Annotated in this window: 20 protein-coding genes; 11 read left to right on the forward strand and 9 right to left on the reverse strand. The window is 72.7% G+C overall.

All coding sequences use genetic code 11. From position 1 onward, the window contains the following. Positions 1–292: 292 nt before the first annotated feature. Positions 293–922 (reverse strand): hypothetical protein, encoded by a 630-nt coding sequence (locus tag WMF20_RS10160; RefSeq protein ID WP_437612777.1) that lies wholly within the window; start codon positions 920–922, stop codon positions 293–295. 132 nt (positions 923–1054) lie between these two features. Here WMF20_RS10160 and WMF20_RS10165 point away from each other — a divergent pair, with 132 nt between their 5' ends. The 3 genes from WMF20_RS10165 to WMF20_RS10175 are packed head-to-tail and all read left to right on the forward strand — an operon-like array spanning position 1055 to position 2616. Next, a complete protein-coding gene (locus WMF20_RS10165) occupies positions 1055–1348 on the forward strand; it encodes a 4a-hydroxytetrahydrobiopterin dehydratase (RefSeq protein WP_129574162.1) in 294 nt (97 codons plus the stop codon). Between the two features lie 27 nt (positions 1349–1375). Then, positions 1376–2200, forward strand: a complete 825-nt coding sequence (gene rnc / locus WMF20_RS10170; protein WP_437612779.1) for a ribonuclease III — start codon at positions 1376–1378, stop codon at positions 2198–2200. Continuing rightward, a complete protein-coding gene (locus tag WMF20_RS10175; protein WP_437612781.1) occupies positions 2197–2616 on the forward strand; it encodes a hypothetical protein in 420 nt (139 codons plus the stop codon). Before rnc ends, WMF20_RS10175 begins: the two co-directional genes overlap by 4 nt. A 40-nt stretch (positions 2617–2656) precedes the next feature. Here WMF20_RS10175 and WMF20_RS10180 read toward each other — a convergent pair whose 3' ends face one another. Next, a complete protein-coding gene (locus WMF20_RS10180) occupies positions 2657–3721 on the reverse strand; it encodes a hypothetical protein (protein ID WP_237245217.1) in 1065 nt (354 codons plus the stop codon). Positions 3722–3994: 273 nt separating this feature from the next. On the opposite strand from WMF20_RS10180, the gene WMF20_RS10185 reads away from it, so the two are divergent. Together WMF20_RS10185 and WMF20_RS10190 are read left to right on the forward strand one after the other, a co-directional pair. Next, on the forward strand, positions 3995–4513 hold the full coding sequence (locus WMF20_RS10185) for a tRNA (cytidine(34)-2'-O)-methyltransferase (RefSeq protein WP_044987962.1): 519 nt from the start codon (positions 3995–3997) through the stop codon (positions 4511–4513). Between the two features lie 82 nt (positions 4514–4595). Further along, positions 4596–5111, forward strand: coding sequence for a hypothetical protein (locus WMF20_RS10190; protein WP_437612783.1), 516 nt, complete (start codon positions 4596–4598; stop codon positions 5109–5111). 139 nt (positions 5112–5250) lie between these two features. Here the strand turns inward: WMF20_RS10190 and WMF20_RS10195 are convergent, their stop codons facing one another. From WMF20_RS10195 to WMF20_RS10205, 3 genes are all read right to left on the reverse strand, one after another. After that, positions 5251–5757, reverse strand: coding sequence for a CarD family transcriptional regulator (locus WMF20_RS10195; protein WP_012234339.1), 507 nt, complete (start codon positions 5755–5757; stop codon positions 5251–5253). A gap of 622 nt (positions 5758–6379) precedes the next feature. After that, entirely contained in the window at positions 6380–7315 is a 936-nt protein-coding gene (locus WMF20_RS10200) for a Ppx/GppA phosphatase family protein (protein ID WP_437612785.1), read from the reverse strand. 10 nt (positions 7316–7325) lie between these two features. After that, positions 7326–8150 carry an OmpA/MotB family protein gene (locus WMF20_RS10205; RefSeq protein ID WP_129574167.1) on the reverse strand — a complete coding sequence of 275 codons (825 nt, stop codon included), beginning with the start codon at positions 8148–8150 and terminating at the stop codon, positions 7326–7328. A 477-nt stretch (positions 8151–8627) separates the two neighbouring features. Between WMF20_RS10205 and WMF20_RS10210 the strand changes: the two genes are divergently transcribed. After that, a complete protein-coding gene (locus WMF20_RS10210; RefSeq protein ID WP_129574168.1) occupies positions 8628–9008 on the forward strand; it encodes a histone H1 in 381 nt (126 codons plus the stop codon). A 421-nt stretch (positions 9009–9429) separates the two neighbouring features. Here the strand turns inward: WMF20_RS10210 and WMF20_RS10215 are convergent, their stop codons facing one another. Together WMF20_RS10215 and WMF20_RS10220 are read right to left on the reverse strand one after the other, a co-directional pair. Beyond that, positions 9430–11040 carry a hypothetical protein gene (locus WMF20_RS10215; RefSeq protein ID WP_129574169.1) on the reverse strand — a complete coding sequence of 537 codons (1611 nt, stop codon included), beginning with the start codon at positions 11038–11040 and terminating at the stop codon, positions 9430–9432. 28 nt (positions 11041–11068) lie between these two features. After that, positions 11069–11743, reverse strand: coding sequence for an AgmX/PglI C-terminal domain-containing protein (locus tag WMF20_RS10220; RefSeq protein ID WP_165373904.1), 675 nt, complete (start codon positions 11741–11743; stop codon positions 11069–11071). A gap of 115 nt (positions 11744–11858) precedes the next feature. Between WMF20_RS10220 and WMF20_RS10225 the strand changes: the two genes are divergently transcribed. Next, positions 11859–12347 (forward strand): hypothetical protein, encoded by a 489-nt coding sequence (locus WMF20_RS10225; RefSeq protein ID WP_437612788.1) that lies wholly within the window; start codon positions 11859–11861, stop codon positions 12345–12347. A gap of 58 nt (positions 12348–12405) precedes the next feature. Here the strand turns inward: WMF20_RS10225 and WMF20_RS10230 are convergent, their stop codons facing one another. Next, complete coding sequence (locus tag WMF20_RS10230) at positions 12406–13071, reverse strand: HNH endonuclease (RefSeq protein WP_237245218.1); 666 nt, start codon at positions 13069–13071, stop codon at positions 12406–12408. A 327-nt stretch (positions 13072–13398) separates the two neighbouring features. Between WMF20_RS10230 and WMF20_RS10235 the strand changes: the two genes are divergently transcribed. From WMF20_RS10235 to coaD, 3 genes are all read left to right on the forward strand, one after another. After that, positions 13399–14295, forward strand: a complete 897-nt coding sequence (locus WMF20_RS10235) for a 3'-5' exonuclease (protein WP_437612790.1) — start codon at positions 13399–13401, stop codon at positions 14293–14295. A 106-nt stretch (positions 14296–14401) separates the two neighbouring features. Continuing rightward, on the forward strand, positions 14402–15787 hold the full coding sequence (locus WMF20_RS10240) for a tetratricopeptide repeat protein (RefSeq protein WP_437612792.1): 1386 nt from the start codon (positions 14402–14404) through the stop codon (positions 15785–15787). Between the two features lie 5 nt (positions 15788–15792). Next, on the forward strand, positions 15793–16290 hold the full coding sequence (gene coaD / locus WMF20_RS10245) for a pantetheine-phosphate adenylyltransferase (protein WP_437612794.1): 498 nt from the start codon (positions 15793–15795) through the stop codon (positions 16288–16290). Between the two features lie 12 nt (positions 16291–16302). Here the strand turns inward: coaD and WMF20_RS10250 are convergent, their stop codons facing one another. Further along, positions 16303–17334 (reverse strand): site-2 protease family protein, encoded by a 1032-nt coding sequence (locus WMF20_RS10250; RefSeq protein ID WP_129574174.1) that lies wholly within the window; start codon positions 17332–17334, stop codon positions 16303–16305. Positions 17335–17762: 428 nt separating this feature from the next. Here WMF20_RS10250 and WMF20_RS10255 point away from each other — a divergent pair, with 428 nt between their 5' ends. Continuing rightward, positions 17763–18722 (forward strand): serine/threonine-protein kinase, encoded by a 960-nt coding sequence (locus tag WMF20_RS10255; RefSeq protein ID WP_437612796.1) that lies wholly within the window; start codon positions 17763–17765, stop codon positions 18720–18722. Positions 18723–18768 lie beyond the last annotated feature (46 nt).

Consider the following 18768-nt stretch of genomic DNA (forward strand, 5'->3'; position numbering starts at 1 on the left):
CGCACCTTCGAGGAGCGGACGGAGGCCACTCCCACCAAGGTTACGTCGCACGAGCTGGCCTGTCGACCCGAGACGCCCCCGGGCGCGCTCGTGGTCGTCCTCGTGGTCGTCCTCGTCCTTCCCGCCCGCGCGCCGGGCGCGCATGCGGAGGCGCGCCCGGCGCGCGATCCTCACCGGCCTCACCGGCACCCTCGCGGCTCGGGATTGGCGCTGCGCTCGGAGCGGAGCGCGCCGCGATGCCAGAGATCGGCCATCGTTTCCTGTCCTGCGCCACGCGCCGCGCGCGGCGCGCTCAGTGCAGCACCTCGTCGCCCCGTCGCCGCTGTCCCGTGGGGAGGTCGTCGATCTTTCCCCCGAAGAACGCCGCGGCCGCCAGCGCGAGGAGCGCGATCGCCCCGGTCGCGTAGAGCCCGTACCCCCACGTGAAGCGGACTGGACGGAGCAGCGTGCTGGCCGGCGTGAACAGCAGGCGCATCGCGACGGTGGTGAGGGCGACCGCGGCGAGGAACGCGACGGCCACGCGGGCGCCGCGCATCTTGTGGATCGAGCGCCGCGTCAGCACGAGCGGGATCATCACGAAGAACGCGACCGCGGGGGCCCACATCCACCCGAGCCTGCGCGCGAGCCCGAAGCCGCTGAGCTCGCGGAGCTCCGGGGCCGTCTCGTGGATCCACGGCGCGAAGAACGCCGCGAGGCCGAGGACCGCGAGCGCGAGCAGGGCCCCCCTGCCGCGCCCGGCGTAGGTCCACGGGAGCGGCTCCATGTGCGGCGGGAGCGGCTCGTCGGGGTCCTCGTGGAGCGCCTCGTACGAGGGGGGGAGCTTCGAGAGCGCCTCCAGCCGGAGGCCGCAGGCGGGGCAGGTGGGCGCCTCGCTGGACTCGAACATCTCCCGGCAGAAGGGGCAGGCGTAAAGCCCGGTCATCGCGGCGGGAGGTATAGCGCACAGCGGCCGAGCGCGCGCCGAGCGGCGGACGTCGCGCAGCGGACGGCGCGCGGCGGCGAGGTCCGCATTCGGGGTTCCACCGAGGCGGGGCTTAGCTCATAGTTGCGCCCCATGGGCAAGCGTGATCGGCTCGCGGGCGATGAGATCGCCGGGTTCGTCGCTGCTCACCCGGGCTGGGTGCAGGCGGGCGAGCGGCTTGAGCGGAGCTACTCGTTCCCGGATTACGGGGCCGGCGTGGGCTTCGTGATGCGGGTCGCCCTCCTGGCCGAGCGGCGCGACCATCACCCCGACATCGAGCTGTCGTGGGGCAAGGTGCGGGTCGCGTGGTCCACGCATGACGCTGGCGGTCTGACGGCGCTCGACCTGGAGCTCGCCGAGCTGACCGACCGCCTGAGCACGGGCTGACTCCGGGCCGTGGGCAAGGTGCTGGCGATGCTCCCGAGCGAGCTGCTGCGACGTCTGGACCTGGGGCTGGAGGGGGAGCTGCCGCACCTCGAGGAGGCGCTGACGCACCCGAGCTTCTCGAACGAGCAGCGGGGCAGCCGGCGCGTGGACAACCAGCGCCTCGAGTTCCTGGGGGACGCCGTGCTCGGGCTCTGCGTGACGGAGCTCCTGATGGAGCGGTTTCCGGGGGCGCGCGAGGGGGAGCTCTCGATGATGCGCTCGGCGCTGGTCAACACGGACGCGCTCGCGGCGTGGGCGCGGGGCATCGAGCTCGGCGCGGCGCTCCGGGTCGGACGCGGCGCGGAGGTCGCCGGGGAGCGCGACCAGACGAACGTGCTCGCCGACGCGGCCGAGGCGCTCGTCGCGGCCCTCTACCTCGACCGCGGCTTCGAGAGCGCGCGGGCGCTGAGCCGGAAGATCGTCGCGAGCCCGCTCGCCCAGCTCGCGAGCGGCAGCATGCTCGGGCGCGACGCGAAGAGCGAGCTGCAGGAGCGCGTGCAGGCGCGCGGCGCGGCGTCGCCGCGCTACCGGCTGATGGGCACGGAGGGGCCGGACCACGACCGCGCGTTCCTCGTCGCCGTGGAGGTCGATGGCCAGGTCATCGGCACCGGCCGGGGCCGGTCGAAGAAGCTCGCGGAGCAGGCGGCCGCGCGCGCCGCGCTCGTGGCGTGCGCCGCGCCGGAGCCCAGGGCCGCATCCGATGAACGAGCGCCCGCCGAGGCCGCGAGGGGCGCGCCCGAGGGCGCAGGGGCCCCGCCAGCCGGCGGGATCTCCTCCGAGCAATCCGTGAACGACCGAGGACCCAGCCGATGATCCGTCACCTGTTTCTTGCCTTCACCTTCGCGCTCTGCTCGCTCTTCGTCGCGCTGCCGGCCTGGGCCGGGAGCTACCTGGACAGGGCGAGCCTGCTCCTCGAGGAAGCGCGCAGGGAAGGCGACATGCTGCTGCCGCGCACCCATGACAAGGAGCTCATCATGGTGGTGCACGCGCTCGCCGAGGCGCGCGCCCGCGTGGCGAGCAAGATGGAGTGCCCCGCCTCCGTCTCCAGGGCGCACCCGCACCTCCTGCTCGTGCTCGAGAACAGCGAGCGCGCCGCCGACGCGGCCGCTCAGGGCAACTTCAAGAAGTTCATGGAGCACCTGACCGTGGCGCGGAACGAGGACCGCGCGTTCCGGGCGATCCTCTCCGAGCTCGGCTACGCGCTGCCCGATCTGAGCTCGAAGCGCTGAGGGGTCCGCTGCCGCGCCGGGCGTCCCGGCGCGGCGCGCGTCAGAACACGGCGCCGAGATCGAGCGCCAGGGTCCACTGCGACCCGAGCCCGGCGAACTTGTTCTCGCCGTTGATCTCTTGCTTCGAGCCCTGGTTTGCGTCCTCGGGGCTCACGACGTCGGTGACGAAGTGCGCGCCGAACTTGACCATCTGGAACCGCAGCTGCGCGCCGAAGTGGAGCCGGTGGCGCGTCATGCGCACGGCGTCGAACACGACGGTGTTGTTGAAGTCGGCCTGGGAGCCGCCGTCGCACACCGGCTGGCCGTCGTGGGGGAGCGTCTCGCCGTTCGAGCCCGCCACGGGGTTCGCGGGCGAGTTCAGCCCGCGGAAGTTGCAGTAGCTCACGGCGTCGGTGTTCGGGGTGAGATCGATCAGCCCCGAGTCGCCGAAGATGTGGATCCACTGGTAGCCGGCGTACGGGGTGACGACCACGGTGCCGCCGATCGGCAGAGGCTTCGAGATCTGCGCGTCGAAGCCGGCGACCGTCAGCTGGAACTCCTCGGTCCCGGTGACCGTCCGGACGCTGCCGCCGACGGCGAACTCCGGGAAGATCGCGGGGACCCCGCGGCGGAACCCCTCGAACAGCGCCCAGCGCACGTCGGCGCCGCCGCTCACGAGGCTGGTGTTGGCGAGGAACCCGACGGCGCCGGTCAGCTCGAACCCGAACGGAAAGCCCTTGCGCACCTTGAGGGAGTAGTGCTGCAGGAACGAGTCCGGGCTCCGGTTCTCGATCGAGGACTGCCCGCTCGCCGGATCCGGCGGCCCCTGCGTGCCGCGCTTCCAGTAGTCCGCCTCGCTGTCAATCTTCGTGTAGTCGGCCTCGATGCCGATCTCGAACCCGCCGTAGCCCGTGGTCCGCGCCGAGTGCATCGCCGAGGGCGCCACCGCGAAGCCGTACTGCGCGATGAGCTTCGCGAACGCCGCGTCGTCGGTCAGGCAGCGCTCGTAGCCCGACGCGGGGTTGTAGTAGACGCCGTGGTCCGGCCCCACGACGCGGCACGGCGCGGGAGCGACACCGGCGCTCGGAGCCCGGTCGCGCACGAGCCGCGCGAGCGCTGGGTCCATGGAGTCTGCAGCCGCCAGCGAGGACGACGCCACCCCTGCGAGTGCAATAGCCGATGCGATCCAGCACGATGCGCGCATTCCGTGTCTCCGAGGCGGGAGGCTACGTGTCCGCTCGTACAGCCGTCAAGCGGACAGAGGCGCCTCGGACGGTTCCGCTCGCGTTTTGCGCGCGGCGCGTGGGCCGGCACCCTGCGGCGGCGGTGAGCCTGCCCGCGCGCGCGATCCCTCCGCTCTGGGCTTGCGGCGCGCGGGCGCGTCGCGGAAAGAGAGGGCGTGCTCAAGGATGGTCGCCCCCGGCTCCGCGCGGCGCCGCTCGATCCGCCGTTCCGGATCGTGCTGGTGGAGCCGGAGATCCCGCAGAACACAGGCAACATCGCGCGGCTCGCGGCTGCGACGCAGAGCCCCTTGCACCTGCTCGGGCGGCTGGGGTTCCGCATCGACGAGCGGAGCGTCCGCCGCGCGGGGCTCGACTACTGGCACCTGGTCACGCTCGAGCAGCACCTTGACATCGCCCACTTCCGCCACCGGCACCCGAACGCGCGGCTGCGCCTGTTCAGCGCCGTGGCGCAGCGGAGCTACCTCGACGCGGACTTCCGGCCGGGCGACGCCCTCGTGTTCGGCAAGGAGAGCGTGGGCCTCGATCCCGATCTCCTCGCCCGCATGCCCGACGACGTGTTCGGCATTCCCACGCTGGGCCCCGTGCGTTCCCTCAACCTGGCCAACGCGGTGTCCATCGTCCTCTACGAGGCGCTCCGCCAGGTGGGCGCGCTCGCGGGCGCCGCGCCGGGGTGAAGCCGCGAGCCGCGGCGAGCGCGCGCCGGCGGCGGCGGCGCGCGGTGGACGCCGGCGGGGCGTCGTTCTAAGGACGGGGGCGATGATCGCGCACCGGCAGCACGCACGGCACGGCGGCGGAGGGGCGGCCGCGCGCCTCGTTCGGGCCGGCGTGGCCGTCGCGCTCTCGGTCGCGGCGCTCGCCTCCGCCGGGTGCAGCAGGCGGCCCCCGAACGGCACGCCCGACGGCGCCGTCCGGGAGCTCGTCGTCCGCCTGCGGCAGCTCCACGGCGATCCGGCGGACGCCAAGGCCGCCTTCGAGCTCCTGTCCCGGCGCGCTCGGGACAACCTGGCCGCGCGTGCGCAGCGCTACAGCGCGGCGACCGGCAAGGCGATCGCGCCCGAGGCGATGATCACGCCGTCCCGCTTCCTCCTGCGCTTCGAGCCGCAGCGGTACGTCGCCCAGATCGCCGGCGCCCACGCCTTGGTGGACGTCGCCGGCCTGCTCCCGGGCGATCGCGCCCAGATCCCGTGCGTCTACGAGGACGCAGGGTGGCGCGTCGATCTCGCGCTGCCCCAGCTCCCGCCCGTCCAGAAGCGGCCGGGCAGCGATCTCTGAGGGCGCTCGACCGCCAGGGCCGCCGCGGGCCGCGGCGCGCTGCCCCTGAGCGGGATTTCCGGCCCACAAAAGCCCGGAGGCCGGCAGTGCCGGCCTCCATCGGCAGCGGCCGCAGGGCCGCTACCCATGAGGGTTCGCCTCAGTTGGCGAGAAAGATCGCCTCGATCTCGGTCTTCACCTGCTCTTCCGTCTGGCCCCGGGCGATCGCGATCTCCTTGACGATCAGCGTCCGGGCGGTGTCGAGCATGCGGCGCTCACCGAACGAGAGTTGCTTGTCCGTCTTCAGGCGGTAGAGGTCGCGGAGCACCTCCGCAACGTCGTAAATCGACCCGGTCTTGATCTTGTCCATGAAACCGCGGTAGCGGCGGTTCCAGGTCTGATTGTCGAACGCGATGGTGCGCTCGCGGAGGATGTCGAAGATTTCCCGGATTTCCTGCTCAGAGATGACCTGGCGAAGGCCGACCGCGCTCGCGTTGCTGACAGGGACCATGATCTTGCGATCCGTGTCCAGGATGCGGAGAACATAGAATCGCTGGCGGTTTCCAGCGATGTCCTTCTCCTCGATGTTGACAACCTCCGCAACGCCTTGGGCCGGGTAGACGGCTTTGTCGCCCACCTTGAACTGGATCTCCGAACGAGCCTGCATATCGTCTCCTTTGCCTTCCACCCCGCCGTCTCTTTATTTTTTCGTCTGCCTCCCGAAATCCTCTTCGGGAAGCGTCCGTTGAACATGCGGTTGAACCTGGACCCGCAGAACCGACACACACCGTCGCGCATTCCTAGAAAAGATCGATGAGCCGCCTCTCGAGACCGCTGTGCGAGAAGCAGAAGCGCGAGCACCACCGCCATGACCCTCGAGAGGTCGGTGCTCAGGCGTGCACAGTGGAATCTTGAGCAGCGGCGGTAGAAGCGGACGGTTCCGGGCGGAAGGGATTGAGGTTGGGGGAACGGCCCTCTCGAACAAGGGCCAGTTTGCGCCAGGCGCGCGCACTCTAGTGAGCCGGCCTAAAACCGTCAACGAAAATCCCCGTAGCTGACCCATCGTGGCGTGATCACTATGTTTTTCTCTCGGGATGCGGCGGGGTCACAGTGTGCACCGATGGAGGCACCCGCGTGGATGCACGCTGGCTCACGCCCCCTAGTGTAGGGCACAGCGGGCGTCTCCGGGAGAGGTGGCGGACCTGACGGGGGTGGGATGGGTCGAAAATCTGGCAGCCACAACGGTACCTGCCGCTGTGGCCGTCCGTACCTCGAACGAGCCGGGGGGCTCAGGCGGCGCAGAGCCGCTCGGCCAGCCCCCAACGGACGCCGCGATCCGAGGCGATGAGATCCACGGGCGCTCCGGCGAGCCGCGAGGCCCACGCGAGGATCTCCTCGATGAGCACGCTGCCCGCCACGATGACGTCGGCGCGCGCCGGATCCAGGGCGGGCAGCTGCCTGCGCTCGGCGAGCGGCAGCGAGGCGAGGCGGGAGGTGGTGGCCACGATCTCCGCCCCGGATACCCGCGCGCCGTGCACGCGGGCGCCGTCGTACGGCGCGACGCCACGGACGAGCGCGGCGAGGGTCGTCACCGTCCCCGCGACGCCGACCAGGGTGGGCGCCGCGAGCAGGGGCGCGGGCGGGACCGTCGCCAGGGCGGCCCGGGCGTCCGCGCGGACCGCCTCGAGCTCCTCCGCGGCCGGCGGATCCGCGCGGACGTGGCGCTCGGTCAGCCGGACGCTCCCGACGTCGAGGCTCACCGCCCGCTCCACCGCCCCGCCGGCGCCGCCGACGATGATCTCCGTGCTGCCTCCGCCCACGTCGAACACGACCCTGGGGCCCTGGGCCGGCAGGTCGAGCCCCGTCAGCGCGCCGGCGTACGTGAGCTCCGCCTCCTCCGGACCGGAGATCACGCGGGGGGCGACGCCGATGAGCTCGCGGGCGCGGGCGATGAACTCCTCCCCGCCGGCGGCGTCGCGCATCGCGCTGGTCCCGACGGCGTCCACCCGCTCCACCCCCAGGGACCTGAGCTCCTCGCCGTAACGGGCGAGGCAGGCGAGCGTCCGCTCGACGGCCTCGGGCGCGAGCGCGCGCGCCGCGTCGACCCCCTGGCCGAGCCGGGTGATGGTCGCGCGCTCGACGAGCGCCACGAGCTCACCCCCGCGGCGCTCGGCGATGAGAAGGAGGACCGAGTTGGTCCCGATGTCGATGGCCGCGACGCTCATACCGGACACCTCACTGGGTGAGCGTCTTCAGGTCGAGCATCTCCTCGACGTTCGGCAGCACCACGAGCTCGCAGCGCCGGTTGGCCTGCTTGTTCTCCGGGGTGTCGTTCGCCTTCACCGGGTCGGTGTCGCCGTAGCCGGAGGCGCTCCACCGCTCGGGCTTGAGGCCGCCGCCGCCCTTGTCCTGGGGCTGGAGCAGGAACGCCAGCACCTCGCGGGCGCGCATGACGCTCAGCCCCCAGTTGTCCTTGAAGCGGCCGCCGGCGAGCGGGGCGTTGTCCGTGTGCCCGGCGACCTGGAAGGAGCGCGCCGACAGCCCGGCGTCGTTGCGGATGACCTCGGCCACCTTGAGCAGGATCTCCTGGCCCTCCTTCTTGAGCGTCTCCCGGCCGGAGTCGAAGAGGACGTCGCCGGGCAGCTGGATGACCATCCGGTTGTTGCGGACGGTCACGTTGAGCCCGAGCTTGGTGAGGGCCTGGAGCTTCTCCCGCAGGACCTCGAAGCGCTTCTTGATGTCCTCGAGCTGCTGGGCGCGGCGGCGGAAGTCCTCGAGCGCCCGGGCCTGCTGCTCGAGGTTCGCGTTCAGGTTGGAGATGTCGACGCCCGCGGCCTTGAGCTGGGACTTGAGCTGCTCGATCCGGGCCGCCGCCTCGTCGAGCTCGCTCTTGGCTTTCTTGTTCTGCGCCTGCTCGGCGCTCAGCTGGGTCTTCAGGCCCTCGATCTCGCGGACCTTCGCCTGCATCTCCTCCTCCGAGTAGCCGCACCCGAGCGGCCCAGAGCCGGCGAGGAGCGTTGCACCCAGGAGCAACCACGACGTCGAGCGACGAACCAACATACCTTTCCTCCTAGCGCCGCGCGGCGCTAGGCCATGAGGGGCGCCGCGCAGGCGGCGCGACCGTAGCGAGGCGAATGGCGCCGCACAAGGCTCTCTAGAGCCTGCGCAACGCTGGTGCTCCGTGCGACCATGAGCGCTCCGGCGCCGTTCGCCGCGCCGCGCGGGCGCGCGATCGTCAGGGAGGAGCGCGGAGGGCCAAGACAGATATTCTAGCGATTGTCAACGGAAATACGTTGTCCAGTGCGGTCTGGTTGTTTTCGCCACGGCCTGATCTGGCGTTTACCCTCGCAACGCTTGCGGACCAGTTTGCCTGGAACACATGGGATACATCGGTTTAGGGCCTGCAAGATTTTCCTTGACCATCACCATGCGTGGCAATATACGTCGTGCAACATCTGTTGCCTCGGTCAGGAGTTTGTAGCGGCGAGGACGTTGGGCGATGTCCGCCGTGCCGGGGCGAATGCAGGAGGATTTCCAATGGCTGCTAAGAAGACCGCGAAGAAGCCTGCGAAGAAGGTGACGAAGTCGGCCAAGAAGCCGGCCGCCGCGAAGGCCGGGAAGGTCGCGAAGAAGCCGGCGCGGAAGGCAGCGAAGAAGGCCGCCCCGAAGCGCGCGGCCGCCAAGAAGACCCCGAAGCGCGCGGCCGCCAAGAAGCCCGCCGCCAAGAAGGCCGCTCCGAAGCGCAAGGCGAAGGCGGCCGGCAAGCGCGCCGCCGCGCCGAAGAAGGCGGCCGCGCCCCGAGGCGGACGCGCCGCCGCGAAGCGCGCTCCGGCCAAGGGCGCGGGCTCCCGCGGCGCGCGCAAGAGCACGCCGGCCCCGGCTCCCGCGAGCACCGGGCCGTCCGACGAGTCGGAATAAGGCGCAGAAGGCGCGCCTCGCGTTTCTCTACAGCTCGAGGCGCCGCGAGCTGGCCTGCCGGCCGCGACGAGACAATCCGTCTTATAAGACGTCCGGGGGGTGAGGACGCCGCAGCGACGGCGCGCTGAGCCAGGCCTGGCGCGCGGGTGGACGAGGTCCCCGCGACGGCGCCGCTACCCAGGGCCGCGGCGACCGGCGCCTGCGCGACGCGCAGCTCGCTGCCGCGCCACGCGGTGCGGCGCTGGAGCGGCGCGCGATGCGCGCGCATCCCGACCGGCGCGGAGGGCGGAGAGGCCTGCCGGTGCCGCAGGCGGCGGACGGGCTCCCGGGGGTGGAGCGGCGGCGCGCCGGGGGCGCTCGCCGAGAGGTCGCGGCGTCGAGGGCGCTCGCCGGGCGGCGCGTCAGGCGCGCGCCCGAGCGATCAGGCGCGCTCGCCGAGGTAGAGCCGGAGGGCGCGCGCGGCGCCCCTGCGGTCGAACGGGACGCCGACGAGGTCCTCGCGCTTCGAGATCTGCTCGAAGAGCTTCACCAGGAACTCGGAGAACGCCTCGCACTCGCGGATGGCGGCGTCGAGCCGCTGGGGATCGAGCAGGTCGCTCTCCTCGAGCGCCGTCATCGCCGAGACGAACGCGTCGACGCGGGGGTAGTCGCCCACGCGGAGCAGCGGGTAGCCCATCGCCCGGAAGTACGAGAGGAACTCGCGGACGAACGCGAAGCTCGCGATGCCCGTCCATCGATCGGGCGCCGGTCCGGTCGTGCGCGCCTTGCTCGCGAACGCGCGGGCGATCTGGGCGAACATCCACACGTCGCGCCGGAGGCGATCGCTCGTCGCCCGCCGCGCCGCCTGGTCGTCGAAGACGCGGCCCTCCTCGAGCTTCGCGCCGAGCGACCTGCCGAGGAACAGGATCGCGTTCTGCAGCGCGGGGCGGAGGCCGTGCGCGACGGCGCGGAGGCGGACGCGGTACTCGGACTCGCTCACCAGCGCGTCGGCGGGCGGAAGATCGTGCTCGAAGGCGCGGCGCATCTCGAGCCGCAGGTTCGCGGCGAGCCCGGTCAGGGCGGCCTTCGTGGAGAGCAGGCGGTGCCCCTCGGCGGCGAGCTCGTCGTGGCGCGCGACGATGTCGCTCGCGGGCACGCGCAGGAGATCGCGCTCGAAGCTGTCCGCGAGGAGCGCGCCCGAGCGGCGCCTCAGGTAGTTCGAGAGCGCGCGGGCGTCGCTGCGCAGGACCGCGAGCACGAGGTACCCGCGCCCGGCGACGCGGTGATCCGAGTGATCGAGCGCGATCGCGTCGAGCAGCCGGAGGTACCGGAGCATCCTGAACAGCGCGAGGAACGTGAGCGCCACGAGGCGGTGCGCCTGCTCGCCGGGCACGCGGTGGATCAGCTCGAGCACCTGCGTGGACGCGATGCGATCGAACTCCGGGCGAAACTCGAGCGCGTGGAGCGGGTTGAAGAACGTGCTCTGCGCGATCTCGCGCATCGCCGTCGCGAGGTGGGCGTAGAAGAGCCTGAAGTTGATCCGCGGCAGCCGGAGCAGCCCGCCCGCGACCTCGATGAGGTTCGTGAACCCGTGCCGCAACACGAAGAGGCTGGACTCGGGCGACTCCTGCGCCATCGTCGCGTGCAGGAGCCGCGTGCGCGCGGTGTCCTCCGGCAGCACCGTCTCGAGATAGCGCTGGAAGACGAAGGCGCGATCGCGATCGCCGAGCATGGCGCGCGTCAGCTGGACGACGCGCGCCATGCCGTCGCGCGCGTGCTGGAGGTGCTCGCGGAAGTCGTGGCTGACGATGGTCTGGCGCCGGCCCGCGCCGGGGTGGTTCCGCGGGTTCGCGAAGCAGGCGACGCCCTTGAGGAGGATCTCGAGCTCAAAGAGCGTCTCGTCCTTCTTGTCGGCCGCGAGGCGCGCGAACCACGCCTCGCGGGCCTGCTGCTGCTCGCGCCTCAGGCCGCGCGTGTCGCGGAGCAGCTCGGCGTAGGCGTTGCGGCCGGGGTAGCCCGAGCCGCGCAGGATCCCCGAAGCGTCGCTCGACACTGACGTGCTCCTCCCCGGCGGCGCGCTGCTAATAGTTGCGCCGCTTGAAATCGAAGGGGTAGGTCAGCACGGTCTCCTTGCCGCTCGGCGAGCGCGCCCAGGTGATCGACTTCGCGAGCTCCTCCATGCACGACTCGACCTGCGGCGCGGTCACGTCGCTCTTGTCGCGCACGATGCTCGCGTCCTCGAAGGTGCCGTCGGGCTTCAGCTTGAGCTGCCACGTGATCCTCCCCTGCGCGCCCGGGTGCTTGCGGGCGTAGAGATCGAAGCAGCAGCGGAAGCCGTCGCGCCTCGCCTTGATCGCGTCGACGAGCGGCTGCAAGCGATCGCTCGAGCCCGCGTCGGCGGACGTCATCGCGTTGTTCATCACGACCCCGCCCTCGGGCGGATCGTTCGTGATCTCGGAGGCGATCACCTTGCAGTCCTCGACCGTCTCGGGCGCCTTCTTGCGCGCCGCGGGTTTGTCCGGCTGCGCCGGCGCGGCGGCGGCGCCCGGGTCGGTGGCGCCCGGGGCCGCGGCGCCGGGGTCGGCGGCGCCCGGCTCGGCGGCGGCGGGCGGCTGCGACGCGGGCGGAGGCGATGCGCCGAGCGCCGCGCTGTCCGGGGGCGAGGGCGGCGCGGTGCCGCTCGAGCAGGCCGCGAACACGGTCGCGGCGAGGAGGACTCCGGTGAACACGGCGCTGGCAGTGGCGCAGGGACGCATGGCGCGCATACTAATCGCTCCGGATGAGCGGAAGCGAGGCGCCTTGCGTATTTCGCCCCCGCGCGCCGCGCTCCGAGCTCTCTTTAGCGGCTGCTTACGGCCGCTTACGGCTGCCTTGAAGATTCCGCTGTCATTCATCGCAGGCGCCGCCCTCGCGGTCCTCGCGCCGGCCGGCTGCGATCCCATCGCCGAGCCAGAGCTGTGCGGGGAGATCCCCCCGGGAGGGTGCCCGGTCGGCCGAGGAGGCAGCTGCGACGACGCCGCTTGCCGCGCCCTCTACGATTGCCTGGACGGCGCCTGGACCGAGGTCGCGCGGTGCGATCGGCCCGGCGGGCCCGCGCCGGACGCGGGCGCGGGCGGCGGAGACGTGGGCGCGGGCGGCGGAGAGGGCGGCGGGTGCGAGGCGGTGACGCTCGACCACGGCGGCGAGGCGCAGGGCTGCACGCCCGCGCTGCAGCTGCCGGATTGCCCGGCGGAGGCCGCCGAGACCTGCGCGGACGCCGCGTGCCGGACCGGCTGCATCGATTTCTTCCTCTGCACCGAGGAGGGGTGGAGAGGGGTCGCCTACTGCGACGACCAGGGGCGCGTCGCCGTGATCCCGTGAACGCTCCCGCCGTCGGCGCCCACCCCCGTCGGCCGGCGCGGCGCCGGGGCGAGGGCGGTCAGCCGGCCTTGAGGAACGGGCTCCACTCGTCGAACGAGTGCGGCAAGCCGAGCAGGATCTGCATGGTCGCCGACCAGCGCGGCGGCACCGGCTGGCGGATGAGCCGCATGCTGGCCTCGTCCGGCGTGCGCCAGCCCTTGCGGAGGTTGCACGTGCGGCAGGCGGTCACGAGGTTCTCCCAGGAGTCCTCGCCGCCGCGCGACCGAGGGAGCACGTGGTCGATGTTGAGGTCGCGGACGGGGGGGCGGCGCGCGCAGTACTGGCACTGGTGCGCGTCGCGCAGCATCACGTTTTTTCGCGTGAGCCGGATCGCCGGGCGCCGCATGCGCTCGTAGCGGCGGAGGTGCAGGACGCGCGGCACGCGGAGCGAGCCGCCGACCACGGGGAGGCCGTCGTCCTTGTCCCGCACCGGCAGCCGCCGCCAGGCCGAGAAATCGTGGAGATCGCCGAGCTCGTCGATGGCGAGGGCGGCGCCGCCGAAGAGCAGCAGGAAAGCGCGGCGCGCCGTGGTGATCTGCACAGGCTGGAAGAAGCGGTTCACCACGAGGACGGGAAGATCGAGCGGCTCGGTCCTGCGCTCGTGGCGAAACCCCGAAGACTCGTCGCCGAGATCGAGCTCCTCGTCAGGAGAGCCCCCCGGGACTGTAGCTACCCCGTCCGGCACGCTGAGGAGTGTAGCAACGAAAGCCCCCTTGAACATCCGGTGCTGCAGCGCGGAAATTCTGCTCGAACGCCGCCGTCGCGGAGGCCCGCGCACGGGGCGCGCTCCGGGCCGTCGCCTGGAGACCGCGCCCGCTCCGGGCGCGGGGGTCGTCCCCTGGGCCCGCGGCCCGCGGGGAGGCCAGGAGGCCGGCGCCCGAGCATCGCGGGCCGGGGGCGTCGCCCCGCGCCGCGGACCGCTTTCGGTCGGGCGCAGGTTTCGCTAAGACGCCTCCATGCCGAGGGACGGTCGCCTCCTGGGTCGAGCCGCCGGGGTGGGGAAGCAGGTCGGATGACGGAGCAGCGCGAAGGAGCGGAGCCGGAGCGGACGACCGGCGCGGAGCCCCCCGCCGGCTCGCCCTGGGACGATCCGATCGAGCGCGCGCCGCTCGTGTTCCTCGATCTCGAGATGACGGGCCTGCGCCCCGAGAGCGACCGCGTGATCGAGGTCTGCGCCGAGCGGGTGCGGGGGGACACGTGCGAGGACGCGATCACGTCGCTCGTGAGGCCCGAGCCGGGCGTGTTCGGCAACGCGCACGTGCACGGCATCGATCCGCGGGAGCTCGCGGGCGCGCCCACGTTCGCCGAGCTCTGCGATCGCATCGCTCAGGTGACGGAGGGCGCGGTGCTCGTCGCCCACGCGGCCGCGTGGGACGTCGCGTTCCTGGAGGCGGAGCTCGCGCGGGCGGGGAAAGCGAAGCGCGTGCCGTACTACCTCGACACGCTCGTCCTCTCCCGCCGGGCCTTCGCTCTGCCGAGCCACAGCCTCGCCTCCCTCTGCCGGGAGCTCGGCGTGCACCGCGAGCGCGCCCACCGCGCCGAGGACGACGTGCACGCCCTGCGCGGCGTGTTCCGCAAGGTGCTGGAGGTCCTCGCCCCGCGCACGCCGCGCGACCTGTGGCACGTCCGGATCGGCGAGCGCCACGCGCGCCCGGAGCTGGTCGCCGCGGCGGTGCGCGCGGCCGAGCACGCCGCCACGGTGCGGGTGCGGTACCGGCCGGCGCGCCGCGGGCCGGAGGAGCTCATCGTACGGGTGACGGGGGTGCGAACGGACCTCGACCCACCCCGGGTTCTCGGCTATCTGCTCCCGTCGCGCAGCCGCCGCGAGCTACGGGCCGATCGCATCCTTGCGATCGAGCCGATTTCGTCGGGAGAAATCGGCCCGGACGGCGCGCCGCAAAGGGCCTGAGATCCACGTGCGAATCCATTCGAATCGAAACGCGCCGACGAGAAGCTCCCTCGCTGTTCGCCTCGGCGGCCTGCTGACCGCGACCCTCCTCGCGTCGTGCTCGACGATGATCGGCCCGGAGTCCGCGCGCCCGCCGGCGGCGGAGAAGTGGCTCGCCCGCGCTCGACAGGAGTTCCAGTCCGCCGACGTCGACAACGCGCGCGATGCGGTCGCGAAGGCGCTGACGATCGTCCCGGCCGACACCGAGGCCCGCCTGCTCGCGGGGCGCATCGCGCTGGCCCGGCTCGACTACGCCGAGGCGCTGCGCCTCCTCAAGGGGGTCGCCGGCTCCGAGGCCGCCGGGATCCGCGGGCGCGCGCTCTGGTACAAGGGCGACCTCGACGCCGCCGCCGACGAGCTCGAGGCGATGCTCGACGATCCGGATGTGGTCGACGACTGGGCGAAGTCGATCGCCAAGCTGGCGCGGCGCGGGGCGGGGCGCGCGCCGTTCACGCTCTCCGGCGGGCTCCTGGCGGCGATCGAGATGCCCCACGTCAACCCCGCGGCTCCGTTCTTCGTCGTCGAGCTCGAGATCGACGGCGAGTCGGCGCTGGCGATGGTGTCGACCGGCACCGGCGAGGTGGTCATCGACAGCAGCACGCGCAAGGAGCCGAGCTGGGTCTCGCTCCGCTTCGGCCGGCGGCTCGAGGTCAACGACGTCCCGGCGCTCACGCAGGACCTCTCGGGCATCTCGAAGCAGATCGGCGCGCCGGTCAAGGCGCTGCTCGGGGTGAACCTGATCCGGCACCTCAACGCGACCATCGACTACGCCGGCCGGCAGTTCGTCGTGCGCAGCTTCTCCCCGCCGGCACCGCCCGACGCGACGCGCGTCGACGTGGCCTTCATCAAGGGCGGCGGCATGGTGCTGCGCAGCAGCCTCGGGCCCGACAAGACGGTGCAGGGGCCGATGCTCATCGACACGTCGATGACGTTCCCGATCGCGCTCGACAAGGAGGGCTGGAAGAAGGCGGGCTTCGAGGCCGACGGCCTGAAGCGCGTCGAGCAGGATCCGGAGCAGAAGCTGAAGCAGGGCGTCGTGCCGATGCTGCGGCTCGGCGCGCTGGAGATCCCCAAGGTCCCCGGCGTGTACGGGGCGCCGCTCCAGGCCGTCGAGAAGCAGCTCCAGCTCGATCTGGACGGCGTGATCGGCGCGGGGCTGCTCGCCTACTTCCGCGTCACCTTCGCCGACGGCGGCCGGCTCATGTGGATCGAGGACGACACCGCCGTGAACAAGGTGCTCCAGGGTGGCGAGCCGGCGCCCGCGAACGAGGGGCAGGCCCCCGCCGCCCCCGCGGACGGGGCCGGCCCCGCGGGCGGGATCGGCTCGCCCGCGCCGCAAGCGCCCGCGCTCCAGGCGCCGCCGTCCCCCGCGCCGGCCGCGCCGGCCCCGCCGGCGGCCGCGCCGAAGTCGACCCCGCCCGCGGGCGCTCCCAAGCGGACGCCGGACCGGTGAGCGCGATGGCGAAGGAACTGCTGGCGGTCTACGCGGGGAGCTTCGATCCGATCACGTTCGGTCACCTCGACCTGATCCAGCGGGCGTCGAAGCTGTTCGATCAGGTAATCATCGCGGTCGGCCGGCATCCGACGAAGCACCCGCTCTTCACCTACTCGGAGCGGCTGGAGCTCCTGCGCCAGACCACGAGCGAGGTGACGAACGCGCGGATCGACTCGTTCGAGGGGCTGCTCATCCAGTACTGCCAGCGGGTCGGCGCGCGGGTGATCGTCCGCGGGCTCCGCGCGGCGACCGACTTCGAGTACGAGCTGCAGATCGCCCACGCGAACGCGGACATGCTCCCCGGCGTCGACACCGTGTTCCTGCCGACGCGCACGCACTACGGCTTCGTCTCGGCGTCGCTCGTGCGCGAGATCGCGAGCCACGGCGGCGACGTCAGCCACTACGCCCCCGCCGTCGTCTGCGACGCGCTCCGGGCGAAGTTCGGCGCCGCCAAGCCCTGAGCGCCGGCGCGCTCAGTAGGTGCCGAACGGGGTCGGCATCAGCAGCAGCACGAAGAGGAGCAGCGTCACCACGGCGATCGCCTTGCGCCCCGGCGACAGCTCACCGGGCTCCGTGGGCGGGTGCTCCCGCCCGCCCATCCGCAGCATCAGGTAGACCAGGCCGAACCACGTGAGCCACGGCATCCCGTTCGCGACGCCGGCGCGCAGCGCGTCGGAGAGCCCGTCCGCGATGAAGTGCCGCGTGAAGTAGACGACGTTGCCGACGAAGAGCGCGAGCATCAGGAAGTGCGCGGCGCGGCCGTAGCGGTCCTGCCGCTTGCCGAACAGCGCGTAGGCGACGTGCCCGCCGTCGAGCTGGCCGACCGGGAAGAGGTTGAACGCGGTGATGAGCAGCCCGGCCCATCCGGCCATCGCCGTGGGGCCGAGGAAGACGTCGTGGGTCTCGGGGATCGGGCCGACAGCGAGCCGCCTCAGCAGCAAGTAGAGGAGGCTCCGCCCCTCCTGCAGCGCGGGCCCCGACGAGGCGTGCACCTCCGACTGCATCAGGCCCACGAACAGGACCGGCAGGGCCACCACGAGGCCGGCCAGCGGTCCGGAGGCGCCGATGTCGAGCAGCGCGTTCCGCGACTTGATCCTGCCCTTCATCGAGATCACCGCGCCCATCGTGCCGAGCGGGCTCACGATCGGGAGCGGGATGAAGTAGGGGAGCGACGCCTCGACCCCGTGCGCGCGCGCCGCGAAGTAGTGCCCGAACTCGTGCGCCAGCAGGATCGACAGGAACGGCACCGCGAACGACCAGGTCTGCGGCAGCGCCTTCACGAAGGCGAGCACGCTGTCGTCCTCCGGCGCGATCGGAGCCCAGAGGGTGCCGGCGACGAACACCGAGACGACCGTCACGCAGAAGAGCGCGAGGTTCTTCTTCCAGCGAAGCGGGGGCGGACGCGAGGCGACGGCGCTCGGGCCTGGGAAGCTCGCCGCTGAGGGCGAGAGCTCGGCCTCCACGTCGAGCGCGCTCGGGGAGGAGGTGCGACGATCGTCGGTCATGCGCCGCTAAGCGTGGCCGTCTCCTCGCCGCCGCTCAAGCGGTCCGCGCGATCCCGCGTCCGGGCGGGCACCCCGCCGCGCGCCGCGCCGCCGGAGCGTGCGCCGCGCGCGGCTGCGTTCGTCGCGCCGCCCCGTCTGTCGCCGCCGCGCGCGGGACGGTCCCAGCAGGCGCCGCCAGGCTCGCGCGGCGCCGGATGACCTCGCGCGTCAGCCCTGCGCCCTCGTCCTCCGGCGGAGCCAGACAGGCCGACGGGAGCGGCCGCGCCGGCCCGGGCCCCTCGCAGGCGATCGCGCCGCGGCCGCGGATCGGTACGGGGGCGAACCTCCCGCTGCGCCCGCGCGCCGCGCCGGGTCCGCCTGCGCGCTCTTCTGCGCCGCCGCTGCGCGCGTTTGCCCTTCGACAGGCGCGACTGCGCTACGATCGATCCATGCCTCCTGCTCGCGTCGCCGCCGAAGCGCTCGTGGGCAAGCTCCTCTGCAACAAGTACCGCGTCGTGCAGCTGCTCGGCAGCGGCGGGGTCGGGCACGTCTACCTCGCCGATCGCGCCGGCAGGCCCCAGGAGGCCGCGCCGTCGCGCGTCGCGCTCAAGGTCCTCCGGGCGGAGCTCCGCGACGATCCGCTGCTCGTCGCGCGGTTCGAGCGAGAGGCCGGCGCCGCGTCGCGCGTCCGTCACCCCAACGTCCTCCGCGTCGAGGCGCTCGAGCGCGCCGGCGACGCGCCGTGCTTCGCGATGGAGCTGCTCGTCGGCCTCGACCTCGCCGACACGCTGAGCTTCACGCGCTCCCTCGTCCCCGCGCGCGCGGTCCGGATCGCCGCCGACCTCGCCGCGGGCCTCGAGGCCGCGCACCGCGCCGGGGTGATCCACCGCGACGTGAAGCCGGAGAACGTGTTCCTCGTGCACGCCGCCGACGGGCGCGAGATCGTCAAGCTGCTCGACTTCGGGTTCTCGTTCATCGCGGGCCAGGGCGAAGGCGCGCTCTTCCCCCGGGTCGTGGGGACGCCCGAGTACATGGCGCCCGAGCAGGCGCAGGGCGCTCCGGCGGCGCCCGCCGCCGACGTCTACTCCCTCGGCATCGTCCTCTACGAGATGCTCGCGGGCCGCGTGCCGTTCCAGGGGACGTACCCGGCGATCGCGGAGAAGCACGCGCGCGAGCCGCCGCCGCCGCCGCACCGCTTGCACCCGGGGCTCCTCATGTCGCGCGAGCTCGACGCGGTCGTGCGCAAGGCCCTCGTGAAGGATCCGCGCGGCCGGTTCGCCTCGATGGCGGAGCTGCGGCAGGCGCTGCTCGCGACGCCGGAGGCCGGCGCCGGGGCGCCGCTCGCCGCCCAGCCGGACGCGGCCCCGCCGCCGGCGCCCGGGCTCGGGCACTGGGGGACCAAACCGTGACGCCGGCTCGCTCCCGGAGGCTTCTGTCGGCCTCCCTGCGGCTCGG

It is taken from the genome of Sorangium sp. So ce834 (assembly GCF_051521425.1).
Lineage (GTDB): Bacteria > Myxococcota_A > Polyangia > Polyangiales > Polyangiaceae > Sorangium > Sorangium cellulosum_D.

Bases quoted from the DNA above. Each gene is read 5' to 3' on its own strand.
- WMF20_RS10160 (WP_437612777.1), bottom strand. From the start codon at position 922: ATGACCGGGCTTTACGCCTGCCCCTTCTGCCGGGAGATGTTCGAGTCC.
- WMF20_RS10240 (WP_437612792.1), top strand. From the start codon at position 14,402: ATGATCGGCCCGGAGTCCGCGCGCCCGCCGGCGGCGGAGAAGTGGCTC.
- WMF20_RS10255 (WP_437612796.1), top strand. From the start codon at position 17,763: ATGCCTCCTGCTCGCGTCGCCGCCGAAGCGCTCGTGGGCAAGCTCCTC.
- WMF20_RS10205 (WP_129574167.1), bottom strand. From the start codon at position 8,150: ATGTTGGTTCGTCGCTCGACGTCGTGGTTGCTCCTGGGTGCAACGCTC.
- WMF20_RS10200 (WP_437612785.1), bottom strand. From the start codon at position 7,315: ATGAGCGTCGCGGCCATCGACATCGGGACCAACTCGGTCCTCCTTCTC.
- WMF20_RS10250 (WP_129574174.1), bottom strand. From the start codon at position 17,334: ATGACCGACGATCGTCGCACCTCCTCCCCGAGCGCGCTCGACGTGGAG.
- rnc (WP_437612779.1), top strand. From the start codon at position 1,376: ATGCTCCCGAGCGAGCTGCTGCGACGTCTGGACCTGGGGCTGGAGGGG.
- WMF20_RS10175 (WP_437612781.1), top strand. From the start codon at position 2,197: ATGATCCGTCACCTGTTTCTTGCCTTCACCTTCGCGCTCTGCTCGCTC.
- WMF20_RS10190 (WP_437612783.1), top strand. From the start codon at position 4,596: ATGATCGCGCACCGGCAGCACGCACGGCACGGCGGCGGAGGGGCGGCC.
- WMF20_RS10235 (WP_437612790.1), top strand. From the start codon at position 13,399: ATGACGGAGCAGCGCGAAGGAGCGGAGCCGGAGCGGACGACCGGCGCG.
- coaD (WP_437612794.1), top strand. From the start codon at position 15,793: ATGGCGAAGGAACTGCTGGCGGTCTACGCGGGGAGCTTCGATCCGATC.
- WMF20_RS10210 (WP_129574168.1), top strand. From the start codon at position 8,628: ATGGCTGCTAAGAAGACCGCGAAGAAGCCTGCGAAGAAGGTGACGAAG.
- WMF20_RS10180 (WP_237245217.1), bottom strand. From the start codon at position 3,721: ATGGACCCAGCGCTCGCGCGGCTCGTGCGCGACCGGGCTCCGAGCGCC.
- WMF20_RS10165 (WP_129574162.1), top strand. From the start codon at position 1,055: ATGGGCAAGCGTGATCGGCTCGCGGGCGATGAGATCGCCGGGTTCGTC.
- WMF20_RS10195 (WP_012234339.1), bottom strand. From the start codon at position 5,757: ATGCAGGCTCGTTCGGAGATCCAGTTCAAGGTGGGCGACAAAGCCGTC.
- WMF20_RS10220 (WP_165373904.1), bottom strand. From the start codon at position 11,743: ATGCGTCCCTGCGCCACTGCCAGCGCCGTGTTCACCGGAGTCCTCCTC.